This window comes from Bradyrhizobium sp. 62B (assembly GCF_030272265.2).
Taxonomy (GTDB): Bacteria; Pseudomonadota; Alphaproteobacteria; order Rhizobiales; family Xanthobacteraceae; genus Bradyrhizobium.
Genome location: NZ_CP092841.2, coordinates 5,436,047 through 5,449,875, shown reverse-complemented (window position 1 = coordinate 5,449,875; position 13,829 = coordinate 5,436,047). Strand labels below are relative to the sequence as shown.

The window sequence follows — 13,829 nt, the reverse complement described above, 5'->3', positions numbered from 1 at the left end:
GGGGCTCAGGCCGGTTCGAGGCCGAGTGATTTCGCGCTCTCGATCCAGACCGGCAGTTCGCGCTGATACAGTTCGTTGGTCTCCTTGAAGCCGATGGCGGGCTCGAGCACGAAGGTGGCGAGTACCTCTTTCACTTTCGGATCGTTGTTGGCCGCGACGCAGAGCTCCGCCAGGCGGTCGATGACGGCTTGCGGCGTTGCCTTGGGCACGGCCCAACCCGAAAAGCCGCTGACGGTGAAGAATTTCGAGGTTGCGCCCTGCTCCGGGAGGGTCTTGACGGCGGGGATCGCGTCGACCTTCTTCGAATGCACCGCGAACACTGTGCCGCGGTCGCTTTGCAGGACCGATTGTGCCGCCGTGTAGCTTCCCATCGCGACATCGAGCGTGCCTTCGAGCATCCCGGTCCACATCGGCGCTTCGCCGCGGTAATGGATCGGCTCGATGTTGAGGCCGTACTGCTTGTTGAGCTCGTTGACCGTCATGTGCGGGGCGGAGCCCGCGCTGTAGGTGCCGAAGTTCACCTTGCCGCTCTTGCGCGCGAAGGCGACGAAATCCTCCAGCGTCTTGACCCCGGTCTTCGGATTGGCCACCAGCAACAGGCCGGCGCCGGGAATGACGCTGACGAGCGTCAGGTCCTTGTCCATGTCGTAGCCGGGATTCTTCATCACCACGCGGTTCATGATGTAAGTGGTCGAGATCGAGCACAGCATGGTGTGGCCGTCGGGCTCGGCGCGGGCGACCTCCGCCGTGCCGATCGCGCCGGACGCGCCGGGCTTGTTCTCGACGACCACGGTCTTGCTGACCTGCTTGGAGATGAATTCGCCGTAGGCGCGCGCGAGCAGGTCGGTCTGCCCGCCGGCGGGATAGCTGCAAATCATGCGAATCTGCCGCGACGGCCAAGTGCCTTGTGCCGAGGCGCTGCGCGAGACGAAAGGCATCGCGAAGGCGCCGGCTCCGGCGGCGATGAAGTGGCGGCGATCGATTTTCTTGGACATGATTCTCTCCCGGTTCCGGGCAGGGTACTGCACCAGGCCGGCGCTGCCATGGGCGTCAGGCGAGACAGATTGGCGCATTCGCTACGGCGTCGGTCTGGGATGCGGGAGCAGAGTTCGTGCACCGGACGCGGCGCAGCGTTCCTTCAGCCGCGCGGCACGGCGTGCCGCACCGCGTCCGGGATACGAGAGCCTACCGCTGGATGATCTTGGTCCAGACGTCGCCCAGGATGGCGGGCTCGCGCGGCGGCAGATAGGTGAGGCCGGCCTGCCTGCCGAATTCGGCGATCCTGCCTTCGGCCGCGAGGGCGCTCAGCGCCTTGTTGACGGCCTCGATCAGCGCGCCATCGCCGGCAAGCCCGACATAGCCGCGATTGGCGCCGATCGGATAATAATAGCCGGACGCCGTGAGCGCCGTATCGGGGTGCGCGGCGCGATGGGCGTCGAAGCGCGCGAGGTCGATCAGCGTCGCGTCATGGTCGCCGCGCTGGAGCGCGCCGAGCAGATCGTCGCGACCGGGGACGAGATGGGTGATGCTGTCGATCAGCCGCCCTTTGTCGAAGGTCATCAGGATGGCATCGCCGAGCGAGCCGCTTTCGATGACCAGGCGAAGCCCGGCGAGATCGCCGATGTCGCTGATCTTGCGGCCGCCTGCCTTCGGCCCCAGCACCACCGTCATCGGCGAATAAACGTAAGGCAGACTCGGCGCGAGCACGCCGAGCGCGACGCGGCGCCGCCGATCGTCGCGTGTGGCCCCGGCGAAGTCGGGCAGGCGCGCCGTCTTCATCCCGGGGACGACGAGCGAATCCTGCGTCAGCGCGTAGCCGCCGACGAGCGAGCAGCGCCCGTCCGAGAGCAATGCGTTGGCCTCGAGCTGGGGGCTCGAATCCTCGTCCAGCTTGCTCTCGAACCACTGGATCGTCAGCGTTCGTCCGAGCCGCTCCGCCACCGCCTGCGCCAGCAGCACGTCGAAGCCGGCGTCCGGCTTGCCGCGGTGGTGCGCCGAGAGCGGCGGCCGGTCCTCGTCGAGGCAGATCCTCAGGGGATCGTCGGCCGCGAGCGCGACCGATGCCATCGCCGAAAGAAGCGCCGCGACGCTCCACGCAGCCCGCCAGCCCCTCATGGCTTCCTCCGGCTGGAGATGAAGGCCCAGAGGTCGCCGATCTGGTCGTCGCTGAGAATGTCGCCCCAGGGCGGCATCCTGTTGTTCTTGCCGTTCTTCACCGTGGTGACGAAGCGTGTCTTGTCGTCGGGGAAGACGCGCAGGTCCGGCGTGATGGTGCCGGAGTTCATCAGGTTTGGGCCGTGGCAGTGCGAGCATTTCTCGGCATAGGTCGACTTGCCGTGGTCGATCTGCGCCTGCATGGGATTGCCGGTCGGCTCGTCGGAGGCGCGAACGGTCGCCGCAAGCGCGACCGTCAGCACCAAGGCGGCGGCGAAGACCGCCGCCGTCTCGTGTGACATTTCTCTCAGCATCATGCCGCGGATTACTGCTTGACCGCGAAGACCCACAGCGAGCCGCCGGGCGGCACCTTGGCAAGTCGCTCGTCGCCGGAGAACAGCGAGTAGACGCCGCCATAGCCTGATGTCACCGCGACATATTGCACGCCATCCTGCTGCCAGGTCACCGGCTGGCCCTCGATGCCGGACCCGGTCTGGAATTGCCAGAGCTTCTTGCCGGTGTCGGCGTCGAAGGCCTCGAACTCGCCGGTCAGCTGGCCCGAGAACACGACGCCGCCGGCGGTCGACAGCACGCCCGAAAAGCGCGGAATGTCGCTCGGCGCTTCCCATTTCGACTTGCCGGTCATGGGGTCGATCGCTTTGAGATGACCGCGCGGGCCATCGTCGAACTGCCAGGGATCGGTCAGGTCCATGCCGAGATACCATTCACCCTGCTTGAAGGTGACGGGCTCGGCCTTGTACTTGCCGCCGAAGTTGAGCGTGTTGGCGTAGGCCAATCCGGTCTGCGGATTGAACGACATCGGCTCCCAGTTCTTGCCGCCGAGGATGGACGGATAGACGGTCACCTTCTTGCCCTCGCGCGCATCCTTGGCAACGTCGGTCTCGATCGGCTTGCCGGTCTTCATGTCGACGCCGGTCGCCCAGTTCACCTTCACGTAAGGGTTGGCCGCGAGCAATTTGCCGTTGGTACGGTCGAGCACGTAGAAAAAGCCGTTGCGGTTGGCATCCATCAGCACCTTGGTCGGCTTGCCCTCGACGTTCATGTCGGCGAGGACCATCTCGGCCACGCTGTCATAGTCGAACGGATTGTTCGGCGAGAACTGGTAGTGCCACTTGATCTTGCCGGTCTTGGGATCCATCGCCAGCACGGAGCAGGTGTAGAGATTGTCGCCGGGACGCACCGCCGAATTGAACGGTCCGGGATTGCCGATGCCCCAATACACCGTGTTCAGCTCGGGGTCGTAAGACCCCGTGATCCAGGTCGAGCCACCGCCGAGCTTCCAGGTGTCGCCCTTCCAGGTGTCACCGCCGGGCTCGTCCGGTGAGGGGATCGAATGGGTACGCCAGAGATGCTTGCCTGTCGCCGGATCCCAGCCGTCGATGAAGCCGCGTGTGCCGAATTCGGCGCCGGAGATGCCGGTGATGACGACGCCGTCGGCAACCAGCGGAGCCACCGTCATCGAATAGCCTTCCTTGATGTCGGCCGCCTTCTGCCGCCACAGCTCCTTGCCGTTCTTGGCGTCGAGCGCGATCACGTTGGCATCGAGCGTGGTGCGGAAAACCTTGCCGTCATACAGCGCCGCGCCGCGGTTGATGATGCCGCAGCAGACGATGCGCGGCGTCTCGGCGGGATATTCGACCTTGGTTTTCCAGATCTGCTTGCCGGTCTTGGCGTCGACCGCCATGGTCGCATTGTGCGAGGTCACGTAGATTACGCCCTGGTACACCAGCGGCTGCGATTCCTCGCTGCGATCGTCGTTGAAGGAGTAATTCCAGACCGGGACAAGGTTCTTGACGCTGTCCTTGTTGATCTGGTTCAGGGTCGAGAAGCGCTGCAGATTGTAGCCCATCCCGTAATTGAGAACGTTCGATGTATCAGTCGCGCCCTTGACCAGCTGCTCGGTGGTCTGTGCGCTTGCACAAGTCGATGCAAGCATGACGAGGCTCGCGGCCATCGCAAAGCGTTTCATCCGTTCCTCCCAATATGCGCGCCTTTTGACGCTGCGGGAGCAACACTCCGTCGGAAACCAAAACGCGTCAATACGAAAGTCGCACGTGTCGTGCCGATATCGTTGAACCCCGGCGATGGTCACCTTAGGGAAACCTGACGCAGCCGCGTCAAATTGCGCGGAGACGCTGAAAAAATTCCGCGCCGCGAGGCAGCTCCGGACGTGGATCGTCGAGGGGCGAGGGTCTGGTTCCCCCGGTTGTCGCGCGCGCAAGTTGCAATTTCGGACTTGAACCGGCGGCCTCTTGTGGACTTATGTCGTTTTATCCCGCCCGAACCAGGGCTCTTCGTCTGGGAGGTCTTGATGATTTCGCGTCGCTCAGTTGCACTTGCGCTCACGATTGCATTGTTGTCCGGCCCGGCGTGGTCGGCCTCCGGCAATGCGGTCAAATTGTTCGATACCGACAATGACGGCACGCTCGATCTTGCCGAGGTGAAGAAGGCGGGAGCGGCATTGTTCGCAAAGCTCGATCCGGATCATGACGGCACGCTCGATGCGCGCGAATTGCGCGGACGTCTTTCGGCGAAAGAACTCGCAGCCGCCGATCCCGACCGCGACGGCACGCTGACGCTCGACGAATATCTGTCCGTGGTCGAGCAGCGTTTCAATGCGGCCAATCCCGACAAGGACGGAACGCTGGATGCGAAGGAGCTCAACTCGCGCGCCGGCCGCGCGCTGTTGCGATTGTTGCGGTGAGCGGTGCAATCGGAACAGACGTGACGAGGGTGGCATTCTGCGAGCATTTCCGCTCCGACACTCGGAACATCGGGCAGCTCGGCCTGTTCTCTTCGCGATGTCCTGCCCGGCGCCGGGGCAACGCGGCGGGAGAAGAGGAGATGCAGATGAACACGAAACGTTCCGTTCTTGCAGCCTGCGCGATCCTGACCTTGAGCGCCGGCGTTGCCATCGCCGGCCCGTGCAACACGGGCAGCGCCAGCACTGACAAGGATGCCGGTTCTGGTCCGGTCACCGTGGGCTCGGCGCAATCGCACGCGTCCGGTTCAGCCGGCGACTCCAGCCAGCATCCGCCGACCAGCACGATGAATCGTGCGAGCGGCGAAACGCCGGCGTCGTCCGAAGATGCGCAGCGACAGATGCAGAGCCAGCCGACGGCCGCTCAGCGAGCCGAAGGTGCCAAGCCGAACGGCACGGCAATGGCCGACAAGGGTTGCTGACGGCGCGGTGGCGTTGGTGTCGATTCGACGCGCGGTGCGTCGCACAAGGAGCGTCTCGCAGGTCGTGTTTGACCAAGAGAGAACTGGCTTTGCCCGAGAGAGAAATGCAGCCGCGAAGAATCGACACAGACGCGCTCGCCAGACGAATCGAGGCTTGAACTGCATCTGACGCAGCCCTAGGTTTTGCGCCGCGCGATGTCGCGCTCAATACTTGGGGAGACCCCGAATGGCTTGGAAAGCTCCGAAGATCGTGGAAGTGCCGGTCGGCATGGAAATCAACATGTACGCCTGCGCTTCGCGCAAGTAAGACTGACGACCTGCCGCGGCTTCGATGGCAAACGCCGTCGAAGCCGTGGTAGTGTCGGGAATGCGCGCGAGAGCCAACAGCTTCTGGACCATTGCTGCCTGCACGGTCGCGCTTCTGCCCGCAGGCGCCGGCGCCGAAGAGGGCTTCGATACCGAGCACATCTTCGGCTTCATGATCGGCACCGATGTCGGCAATCCCGGCGAGCGCGAATTCCAGACCCAGACCACGGGCCGCTTCGGCAAGGGCGCAGGGACCTATCGCGCGCTGGAGAAAGAGGTCGAGATCGAGATCGTGCCGGTGCCGAACTTCCGCATCGAGGTCGGAGCCACCGCCAGCCTGCACGACATCACCGGCGTCCCCGACATCGACGACCGCCGCCAATTCAACTTCCAGGGAGCTTCGCTCGACCTGCGTTATCGCCTGCTCGACCGCGAGCGCGCGCCGTTCGGCCTCACCGTCGCCGCCGAGCTTCATGGCGACCGCATCGACGAGACCAGCGGCGCAAAAGGGCGGATGTACGGCACCGAGTACACGCTGGCCTTCGACCGCGAGCTCATTCCGAACTTCGCCATCGGCGCCCTCAATTTGATCTATCAGCCGGAATGGGCGCGCTTCGAGGTGGCGGGCACATCCGAGAAGAGTTCGACGATCGGGGCGGCGTTGGCCGGCCTGGTGCGCGTGCGGCCCAACGTGCTGCTCGGCGGGGAGCTGCGCTACTTCCGGCAATATGAAGGCATCGGACTCGGCGAGCTCTCGGGCCAGGCCCTGTTCGTCGGCCCGACCGCCTATGTCCAGCTGTCCGAGCGCTCACGGCTGACCTTGAGCTGGAGCATGCAGGCCTGGGGCCGCCCGGCCGGATCGGGCGGCAATCTCGACCTCGTCAATTTCGAGCGCCACCAGGCCCGGATGGTATTCGGGGTGAACTTTTAGGTCTTTCCCCCGCCTACAACGGGAACGGGATCCAAGCCTTCCTCCTGCAGATCCCGCCCATTCCCCTGGCAAGTTGAAACTTCCCCCTCCGTCGAGCGTATCTTTTCGTGCTAAATCTCCATCGTCCCCTGCCAGAGGATTCCGGCATGAACCCGATTGACCTGGTGGTAACCGTGTGTGCGGTCCTCTCGCCTGCGACCTGCGAGGAGCAGCATCTGATGTTCAACTACGGTGGGTCGCCGCGGCAATGCGCGATGGCCGCGCCGCCCTATATCGCGCAATGGGTCGGTGAGCATCCGAAGTGGCAGGCCGTGCGCTGGCGCTGCGAATATCCGCACCCGAACGACAAGGCCTAGGCCGTCGCTACTTGGTGCAGTCCTTCAGATCCTTGTCGGCAATCGAGAACACCGCGTCCGCCCTGATCTCGATGTCGCGGACCACGCATTGCCGACCGTTGGGATAGCCGACCTTGGCGTCGTAGCGGCCGGGCTCGACGCCGCTGATGCGCAGCCGCTCGTCGTGGTCGACCTCCTTGTCCTTGTCGTTCAAGCACTGGTTCGGGCCCCAGTCGGTCTTGCCGGCGGGTGAAAGCTGAAAGCCGGAGATCGTCTCCGTCGTCAGGTTCCAGAGCCTGATGCCCTTGCCCTTGGCCTGCGCCAGTGCCGCGCCCGGCACCGCGACCAAGAGGATGCCGATCGCAATCAGCCTACGCCGCATTGGTGAGCCCTCCCTCGACGAATTGATCCAGTTGACCACGAGTGTTCATTTCGCTTCAAGCGGCAAGGCCGCCAGCTCGGCCCTGATCCTCACCAGATCGGCTTCGCTGCGCATCGCGCGCGGAATGGCGATCGGCACTTCCTGCACGATACGCGCAGGCCGCGGCGACAAAAAGAACAGGCGGTCGCCGAGCCGGATCGCATCGTCGAGGCTGTGGGTGACGAGCAGCGTCATCATCGGGCGGCTGGCCACCAGGGTCGCGATCTCATCGCGCAGGCGGCCGGCGAGCGCGTCGTCGAGCGAGGCGAGGGGCTCGTCGAGCACCAGCAGATCAGGTTCGACGGCGAAAGCGCGGGCCAGCGCAACGCGCCGGGCAAGACCGAGCGACAACTCGCCGGGAAAGTGGCTGCGATGCGCGTCCAGCTCCAGAAACCTGAACAGCTCCGACAGCTTCTCCTCGGTCACATCAGGAGCAGCCAGCCGCACATTCTGCTCGACCGAACGCCACGGCAACAGCCGCGGCTCCTGGAACACCATGCCGATCCGCGCCTGCGGCGGACGGGCGACATGGCCGGTGAACTCGCCGTCGAGACCGAGGATGATGCGCAGCATCGTGCTCTTGCCGCAGCCGGAGGGGCCGATCAGCACGCCGACCTCGCCGGGGCAAAGCGCGAATTTGAGCGGCGCGAGCACCTCGTGGCTCCCGCCCGCGGCACTCCTGAATGTCTTGCCTGTGATGTCGACTTCAAGCCGCACGGGGCCGCCACCGTGTTGCGCGGGCTTCGAACGGCTGCACCAGCAAGGTTTCGATCACGAGCACCACCGCGGCGAATGTCAGCGAATAGGCCAGCAGCCGCGGCGTGTCGAACAGCTGGAAGGCGACGCCGATCTCGAAACCGACGCCGTTCGGACGTCCGAGCAGTTCGGCGACCAGCACGATCTTCCACACCAGCGACAGTCCGGAGCGGGCGGCGGCCGCGATATAGGGCGCAAGCTGCGGCAGCACCACATGCCGGAACGCGCGCCAGCGCGGCATCGCGAACACGCTCGCCATCTCGTCGAGCGAGCGGTCGAGCGCGCGGGTGCCCTCGCGCAAGGTGACGACCGCGGTCGGCAGCTTGTTGATGGCGATCGCCGCGATCGCGGCGGCCTCGGTGAGACCCGCCCAGATATAGGCCAGCACGATCACGACCAGCGCGGGCAAATTGAGCAGCAGGATCAGCCAGGGATCGCCGAGCCGGTCGGCGAGCCTGACTCGTCCCATGAGGTAGCCGATGGCGCTGCCGAGCGACATCGCCAGCACGAAGGCGAGCGTGACGCGCGCCAGCGTGGCGCCGAGATGCAGGAACAGCGCGCCGGTCGATGCTTCCGCGATCATCACCTCGAGCACGGCCGGCGGGGAGGGCAGCTTCGCGCCTCCGACGAACAGCGCGGCAATCCACCAGGTCACGAGGAAGAGGGCGAACGAGAGAAGGCGCAGCACCTCAGTCTCCAGGCACGGCGTGATAGAACGTGCCGGGATCGAGCTCGGCGGCGGGGCCGACGAGGTCGCGGCCACCGGTCTCGGCCAGCACGCGATACAGCACGCGCGCGTCCTGTTCCTCTTCAGCGATGCTCCGGCGCGGAATGCCGTCGCGATAGCGCTCGCGATAGGTCTTGAGCAAGGTGACATCGCTGGTGCCGGTGAGCGGGGCGATCTTGTCCCACGCCGCATCCGAGGTGACCAGCAATTGCTTGGCCTTGCGGGTCATGGCGATGAAGCGCGCCACGGCGTCCTTGTGGCTTGCCGCCCAGCTTTCGTCGAAGACGTAACCGACCGCGGAGACGGCGCCCTTGGCGCCCAGCTTCGGCAGGATCTCTTCGATGCCGGCGAGGCGCCTGAAACCCTTGGCTTCGAGCTGGGCACAGAAATTCCAGAAGTTCAGGCTCGCCTCCATCTCGCCGTCGAGTGCCTTGGCGGCGATCAAAGGCGGGGCGCCATAGGCGATGGTCGCCTCCGACTTCAGGTCGATGCCGTCCTGCTTCATGCGCGCCTGAAGCAGCAGCCAGCTCTTGTCGATCGCTCCGCCCGCGACGGCGAGCTTGCGGCCCTTCAAATCGGCAAGGGTCTTGATCGGCGACGATGCCGGCACCATCACGGCGCCGAGCGCACTGGAGTAGGGATAGAAGGTGAGCTTGGCGCCGAGCGCCCGTTCGCGCGACACCCACAGCCAGTCCGACAGGATGATGTCGGCGCTGCCCGCGCGCATCGCGATCTTGCCGGCCTCGGTGCTCGCGAGCTCGGTGACCTCCAGCGCGAGGTCCGCCTCCTTGTCGAGCCCGCTCGCGCGGATCGCGGCCAGCTCCCAGGAGAATGTCCCGGTTTTCTGCACCGCGAGGCGGATTGTCTCCGCGGCGCGGCCGGGTGCGGCCAGTGTCAGCATCAGCGTCGTCGCGAGCGCCAATGTTCGACCAAGTGCCCATATCACACCAAGTGCTCTCATCGCCTTGTGAGCCGTTTCCTCTGACAGAGTGCTTTTCAGGACAATACGCATAGCATAGCTTTGCTCGCAACCCGCGGGAGGATGCGCATGAAACTGGCCGGACAGCTACGACCGATTGTCGCCGTATTGACGGTGCTGGCGGCGAGCGCGTGCGTCGCGCGGGCCGAGGAAGCCAACGATTATCCGACGGCGGCGCGCGCGGAGTACGTCTATGGCTGCATGAAGGCCAATGGCGAGAGCCGGCAGTCGATCGAGCAATGCTCCTGCTCGATCGACGTGGTGGCCTCGATCGTCCCCTATGAGCGCTATGTTACCGCGGAGACCGCGCTCAGCATGTCGCAGGTGCGCGGCAATCTCGGCGTCCAGTTCCGCACCTCGGAGCAGGCGAACACGGCGGTGAATGATTTGCGGCGCGCGCAGGCGGAAGCCGAGGTGAGGTGTTTTTGAAGATTTCTTCCTTCTCCCCTTGTGGGAGAAGGTGGCGCGAAGCGACGGATGAGGGGGATCTCTCCGCGAACTCATGTGTGGAGAGATACCCCTCACCCGTCTCGCCGCTGCGCGGCGATCCACCCTCTCCCGCAAGGGGAGAGGGAATCAGAGCAAGCGTCACGACCTAAGTCCCCGGCTTCTCCACATCCCACTCGTTGCGGAAGACGTGTCCCTCCGTGTCCTTGGCTTCCGCGCGGAAACGCTTGGCGCCGTTGGAGACGTAGGTGAAGCGCAGATTGGGATCTTCCGAGATCGAGATGCCCCCTTCCATCGACAGCACGGGGCTGCCGTCCTGCGTCAGCTTCAGCTGGTTGACAAAGAAGGCGGGAATATAGAGCTGCGTGACCTGGTCCATCTGCAGGCCGGAATTGTTGGGATGGCCGATCATGATCTGCGCTTCGCGGATGCGGCTCGCCGGCGCCTCCTCGCGCGCGAACTGCCGATAGCGCATCTGGCCTAGCCGGTTTTGCGCCTCCTCGGCGTTCTTGCCTGCCGGCGCCGAGCAGCCGCCCGAGGCCTTCACATAGACCTTCGAGACATAGAGCTGCCCATCGCTGAGCTCGGCCACCGCGTGGACGTCGGTGTAATTGTTGACGCGCACGCGCGTCGAGATCTCGGTAACATTGGCATCGGGCCCGAGCTCGAACTTCGCGGCCATTGGCGCGGGGTTACGGTCGATCACGAGCGTGATCGAACGGATCCGGCGGCTGTCTGCGGGCGACAGCTTGCTGCGCAAGGTCACCGGCACGATCGCAGCGTCCTCCGCGCGATAGGGCATCTCGATGCCGATGACGGCGCTGCCGTCATTCATGGGCCGGCTGTTGAAGATGTCCTGCACCAGACCTGGCCACGGATCGTAGGCCTCTTCAGCCTGCGCGGGCACGGCGACGGCGATGCCGAGCAGTGCGGCGATCAGGGGCAGGCGGCGTGTCCATCGGGTCATGGTCGTGGTCCTCTGAGTCAGCGAAGCTGATCTCGGAGTCAGCGAAGCTGATCTCGGAGTCAGCGAAGCTGATCTCCCGCACATGTTAGCGCGCCCGCTACTCCCATTCAATTTCCGAGAATGCTGCAGTTGCGTTCCGGGCGTTGTAATCGCCGAACAGCTCCCAGCGCGGCCGTTCCTCGGCAGCTGCCTTGTCGGCGGCGGCCCGGATCGGCTCGCCGTTCTTGTTCAGCACGCGCACGTCGGACAGCAGCGTTGACAGGTAACGCCGTTCATCGGTCAGCGCGGCAGGCCAGTCGCTCACGGGTCCGTGACCGGGAACGACGCGTTGCGCCGGAATGGTCTGCAATTCCTTCAATGTGTCGAGCCAGCCGCGGATGCTGCCGTCCATGACCGGAATGTGGCGCAGAAAAACGAGGTCGCCCGCGAACAAGGTCTTGGTCGTCTCGTCGTATACGCTCACGTCGCTGTCGCTGTGCCCGGTCCGCCAGGCGCGCAGGGACAGGCGACGCGATCCGAGATCAAGCGTCATCGTGTCCGAAACCAGGAGGGTCGGAGCAATGATCTTCACGGGATCGATCAACTCGCTGCCCATGATCCGGCGAAAATTGTCGAGATAATAGGGCCCGCGCGTCGCGAGCGCCTGGGGCAGCTTGCTGTGGCCGACGAAAACAGTGTCTCCGGCCACAAAGGCCGCGTTGCCGAAGACATGGTCGGGGTGGCCATGGGTGTTGATGACATAGCGGATCGGCTTGGGCGTGCGGGCCCGCACGGCGGCCAGCAGGGCCTCGCCTTCACGCAAGCTGCCGCCGGTGTCGATGACGGCCACGGCATCGTCGCCCACGATGAAGCCGACATTGGCGATGTCGCCCTCGTTCTCGCGGGTCATCAGGGCGATGGTCCCGGCGTGTACGAAGATTCCGGTTGCGACTTCGCTCACAGGCAATTCGGCCGTCCCGGCCCGTGCTAGCGTTGCGATCCCCAGCAGGGACAAGGCTGCGATCACTCGAGTGATGCGAGACACTTTTCCGCCTCAGTTCAAAGGATTGACCGCATTGCACTGCAACAAAACGAAGCCAGCAAAGTTTGGCGACAATTTCCTGCAAGACATGGTGCGTCATGCGTTGCATGGATAGCATTCAAACAAAACGAGGAGGAAGCAGGATGACGGAGGCCGGACGACATCGTCGCTGGTTATTTTCAATGTGGGTCCTGGTTGCGTCCTGCGCGCTCGGCGATGTCGCCGTGGCGCAGACCAATGACAGCGGCGACCTCTCGTTCGAACTGGTCGACCCGAACGTGCTGCGCGTCTGTGCCGATCCGCGCAATCTGCCGTTCTCGAACGAAAAGGGCGAGGGGTTCGAGAACAAGCTCGCCGAATTCTTTGCCGACAAGCTCAAGAAGAAGCTCGACTATGTCTTCTTCCCGCAGGCCACCGGCTTCGTGCGGATGACGCTGGGCGCGCATCGCTGCGACGTCATCATGGGCTTTCCGCAGGGCGATGACGTCGTGCAGGGCACCAATCCCTATTACCGCACGACCTATGCACTGGTCGCCAAGGCCGGCAGCGGGCTCGAGGACGTCGACACGCTCGAGGATCCGAAGTTGAAGGGCAAGCATGTCGGCATCGTCGCCGGAACGCCGCCCGCGACCAACATGGCCATTGCCGGGCTGATGAGCAATGCAAAGCCCTATCCGCTGATGATCGACACGCGCTACGACAATTCGGCGCAAGCCATGATCGACGACCTCGCCGCCGGCAAGATCGACGCCGGCGTGCTGTGGGGACCGATGGCCGGCTACTACGCGAAGAAAGTCGGCTCGCTTCATGTCACACCGCTGGTGAAGGAAACCACGGGGCCGAAGCTGGTCTATCGCATCGGCATGGGCGTGCGTCCCGCCGACCAGAACTGGAAGCGGCAGCTCAACAAGCTGATCCAGGAGAACCAGGGCGAGATCAACAAGATCCTGATCGATTTCGGCGTCCCGCTGCTCGACGAGAGCGATCGGTCGCTCAATGCGGAGACGGCCAAGAAGTCGCCATGAGACGGCTTCTTGCCACTGCGCTCGTCGTCGCCGCGTTGGCGGCGCCGTCGTTCGCGCAGCAGCAGGAGCCGTTCGAGCCCGCGGGTTATCGCGCCGACAATTACCGCGCGCCGGTGCCGGCGACGCTGGCCGGCGCGCGCGTGCTCACCACGGCGGAAGCCGAGACGATCTGGCGCGCGAAGAGTGGTGCGTTCATCGACGTGCTGCCGAGGCCGCCGAAGCCGAAGAACCTTCCGGAAGGCACGGTGTGGCGCGATGCGCCGCGAAGGAACATTCCTGGCAGCATCTGGCTGCCTGACACCGGCTACGGCTCCTTGCCGCCGGCCATGGATGATTATCTCCAGCGCGGGCTCGCGCGTGTTTCGGGCGGCGACAAGGCCGCGCTGATCGTGATCTATTGCCTTGCCGATTGCTGGATGTCCTGGAACGCCGCCAAGCGGGCGCTGGCCTATGGCTATTCCAACATCGCCTGGTACCCCGACGGCACCGACGGCTGGGAGCGCGCCAAGCTGCCGACCGAGGAGGCGCAGCCGGCGCCGCGGCCGGAGCAGTGAAC

18 protein-coding genes are annotated in these 13,829 nt (G+C 64.7%); 8 read left to right on the top strand and 10 right to left on the bottom strand.

Annotation, left to right across the window (positions count from 1 at the left end):
• Positions 1-5 precede the first annotated feature (5 nt).
• The 4 genes from ML401_RS26170 to ML401_RS26155 form a co-directional block, all read right to left on the bottom strand.
• On the bottom strand, positions 6-995 hold the full coding sequence (locus ML401_RS26170; protein WP_285807440.1) for a tripartite tricarboxylate transporter substrate binding protein: 990 nt from the start codon (positions 993-995) through the stop codon (positions 6-8).
• 190 nt (positions 996-1,185) lie between these two features.
• Complete coding sequence (locus ML401_RS26165) at positions 1,186-2,115, bottom strand: ABC transporter substrate-binding protein (RefSeq protein WP_285807439.1); 930 nt, start codon at positions 2,113-2,115, stop codon at positions 1,186-1,188.
• A complete protein-coding gene (locus ML401_RS26160; protein WP_194408407.1) occupies positions 2,112-2,468 on the bottom strand; it encodes a cytochrome c in 357 nt (118 codons plus the stop codon). The genes ML401_RS26165 and ML401_RS26160 overlap by 4 nt, the downstream gene beginning before the upstream one ends.
• Positions 2,469-2,479: 11 nt before the next feature.
• On the bottom strand, positions 2,480-4,144 hold the full coding sequence (locus ML401_RS26155; protein ID WP_194403579.1) for a methanol/ethanol family PQQ-dependent dehydrogenase: 1,665 nt from the start codon (positions 4,142-4,144) through the stop codon (positions 2,480-2,482).
• A gap of 342 nt (positions 4,145-4,486) precedes the next feature.
• Here ML401_RS26155 and ML401_RS26150 point away from each other — a divergent pair, with 342 nt between their 5' ends.
• The 5 genes from ML401_RS26150 to ML401_RS26130 all read left to right on the top strand — a co-directional run bounded on the left by ML401_RS26150 (position 4,487) and on the right by ML401_RS26130 (position 6,951).
• The gene (locus ML401_RS26150) at positions 4,487-4,879 is read left to right on the top strand and encodes an EF-hand domain-containing protein (RefSeq protein WP_211416524.1); all 393 of its coding nucleotides are present in this window, start codon (positions 4,487-4,489) and stop codon (positions 4,877-4,879) included.
• A gap of 140 nt (positions 4,880-5,019) precedes the next feature.
• Positions 5,020-5,358, top strand: coding sequence for a hypothetical protein (locus ML401_RS26145; protein WP_212069211.1), 339 nt, complete (start codon positions 5,020-5,022; stop codon positions 5,356-5,358).
• A 226-nt stretch (positions 5,359-5,584) separates the two neighbouring features.
• Positions 5,585-5,665 carry a pyrroloquinoline quinone precursor peptide PqqA gene (gene pqqA, locus ML401_RS26140; RefSeq protein ID WP_008562446.1) on the top strand — a complete coding sequence of 27 codons (81 nt, stop codon included), beginning with the start codon at positions 5,585-5,587 and terminating at the stop codon, positions 5,663-5,665.
• Positions 5,666-5,689: 24 nt separating this feature from the next.
• Positions 5,690-6,595: a hypothetical protein gene (locus tag ML401_RS26135; protein ID WP_285807438.1), complete on the top strand. Its 906-nt coding sequence runs from the start codon at positions 5,690-5,692 to the stop codon at positions 6,593-6,595.
• Between the two features lie 146 nt (positions 6,596-6,741).
• Positions 6,742-6,951, top strand: coding sequence for a hypothetical protein (locus tag ML401_RS26130; RefSeq protein WP_194403575.1), 210 nt, complete (start codon positions 6,742-6,744; stop codon positions 6,949-6,951).
• A 7-nt stretch (positions 6,952-6,958) separates the two neighbouring features.
• Here the strand turns inward: ML401_RS26130 and ML401_RS26125 are convergent, their stop codons facing one another.
• Genes ML401_RS26125 through ML401_RS26110 form a run of 4 tightly spaced genes read right to left on the bottom strand, consistent with a single transcriptional unit; the run spans position 6,959 to position 9,795 of the window.
• Positions 6,959-7,312 carry a hypothetical protein gene (locus tag ML401_RS26125; RefSeq protein WP_194403574.1) on the bottom strand — a complete coding sequence of 118 codons (354 nt, stop codon included), beginning with the start codon at positions 7,310-7,312 and terminating at the stop codon, positions 6,959-6,961.
• A gap of 45 nt (positions 7,313-7,357) precedes the next feature.
• Positions 7,358-8,068 (bottom strand): ABC transporter ATP-binding protein, encoded by a 711-nt coding sequence (locus ML401_RS26120; protein ID WP_285807437.1) that lies wholly within the window; start codon positions 8,066-8,068, stop codon positions 7,358-7,360.
• Positions 8,058-8,795, bottom strand: coding sequence for an ABC transporter permease (locus ML401_RS26115; protein ID WP_194403572.1), 738 nt, complete (start codon positions 8,793-8,795; stop codon positions 8,058-8,060). The genes ML401_RS26120 and ML401_RS26115 overlap by 11 nt, the downstream gene beginning before the upstream one ends.
• 1 nt (position 8,796) lies before the next feature.
• A complete protein-coding gene (locus ML401_RS26110; RefSeq protein ID WP_285807436.1) occupies positions 8,797-9,795 on the bottom strand; it encodes an ABC transporter substrate-binding protein in 999 nt (332 codons plus the stop codon).
• Between the two features lie 87 nt (positions 9,796-9,882).
• Between ML401_RS26110 and ML401_RS26105 the strand changes: the two genes are divergently transcribed.
• The gene (locus tag ML401_RS26105; RefSeq protein WP_212069206.1) at positions 9,883-10,242 is read left to right on the top strand and encodes a hypothetical protein; all 360 of its coding nucleotides are present in this window, start codon (positions 9,883-9,885) and stop codon (positions 10,240-10,242) included.
• Between the two features lie 166 nt (positions 10,243-10,408).
• On the opposite strand, the gene ML401_RS26100 is transcribed toward ML401_RS26105, so the two are convergent.
• On the bottom strand, positions 10,409-11,227 hold the full coding sequence (locus ML401_RS26100) for a quinoprotein dehydrogenase-associated SoxYZ-like carrier (protein WP_285807435.1): 819 nt from the start codon (positions 11,225-11,227) through the stop codon (positions 10,409-10,411).
• Between the two features lie 97 nt (positions 11,228-11,324).
• On the bottom strand, positions 11,325-12,251 hold the full coding sequence (locus tag ML401_RS26095; RefSeq protein WP_285807434.1) for a quinoprotein relay system zinc metallohydrolase 2: 927 nt from the start codon (positions 12,249-12,251) through the stop codon (positions 11,325-11,327).
• A gap of 140 nt (positions 12,252-12,391) precedes the next feature.
• On the opposite strand from ML401_RS26095, the gene ML401_RS26090 reads away from it, so the two are divergent.
• Entirely contained in the window at positions 12,392-13,273 is an 882-nt protein-coding gene (locus ML401_RS26090; RefSeq protein WP_285807433.1) for a substrate-binding domain-containing protein, read from the top strand.
• Entirely contained in the window at positions 13,270-13,827 is a 558-nt protein-coding gene (locus ML401_RS26085; protein ID WP_285807432.1) for a PQQ-dependent catabolism-associated CXXCW motif protein, read from the top strand. Before ML401_RS26090 ends, ML401_RS26085 begins: the two co-directional genes overlap by 4 nt.
• Positions 13,828-13,829: the final 2 nt, after the last annotated feature.

Coding starts and splice junctions, on each gene's coding strand:
- ML401_RS26090 (WP_285807433.1), top strand. CDS start 12,392: ATGACGGAGGCCGGACGACATCGTCGCTGGTTATTTTCAATGTGGGTC.
- ML401_RS26165 (WP_285807439.1), bottom strand. CDS start 2,115: ATGAGGGGCTGGCGGGCTGCGTGGAGCGTCGCGGCGCTTCTTTCGGCG.
- ML401_RS26125 (WP_194403574.1), bottom strand. CDS start 7,312: ATGCGGCGTAGGCTGATTGCGATCGGCATCCTCTTGGTCGCGGTGCCG.
- ML401_RS26110 (WP_285807436.1), bottom strand. CDS start 9,795: ATGAGAGCACTTGGTGTGATATGGGCACTTGGTCGAACATTGGCGCTC.
- pqqA (WP_008562446.1), top strand. CDS start 5,585: ATGGCTTGGAAAGCTCCGAAGATCGTGGAAGTGCCGGTCGGCATGGAA.
- ML401_RS26160 (WP_194408407.1), bottom strand. CDS start 2,468: ATGCTGAGAGAAATGTCACACGAGACGGCGGCGGTCTTCGCCGCCGCC.
- ML401_RS26170 (WP_285807440.1), bottom strand. CDS start 995: ATGTCCAAGAAAATCGATCGCCGCCACTTCATCGCCGCCGGAGCCGGC.
- ML401_RS26135 (WP_285807438.1), top strand. CDS start 5,690: ATGGCAAACGCCGTCGAAGCCGTGGTAGTGTCGGGAATGCGCGCGAGA.
- ML401_RS26130 (WP_194403575.1), top strand. CDS start 6,742: ATGAACCCGATTGACCTGGTGGTAACCGTGTGTGCGGTCCTCTCGCCT.
- ML401_RS26100 (WP_285807435.1), bottom strand. CDS start 11,227: ATGACCCGATGGACACGCCGCCTGCCCCTGATCGCCGCACTGCTCGGC.
- ML401_RS26105 (WP_212069206.1), top strand. CDS start 9,883: ATGAAACTGGCCGGACAGCTACGACCGATTGTCGCCGTATTGACGGTG.
- ML401_RS26150 (WP_211416524.1), top strand. CDS start 4,487: ATGATTTCGCGTCGCTCAGTTGCACTTGCGCTCACGATTGCATTGTTG.
- ML401_RS26155 (WP_194403579.1), bottom strand. CDS start 4,144: ATGAAACGCTTTGCGATGGCCGCGAGCCTCGTCATGCTTGCATCGACT.
- ML401_RS26085 (WP_285807432.1), top strand. CDS start 13,270: ATGAGACGGCTTCTTGCCACTGCGCTCGTCGTCGCCGCGTTGGCGGCG.
- ML401_RS26145 (WP_212069211.1), top strand. CDS start 5,020: ATGCAGATGAACACGAAACGTTCCGTTCTTGCAGCCTGCGCGATCCTG.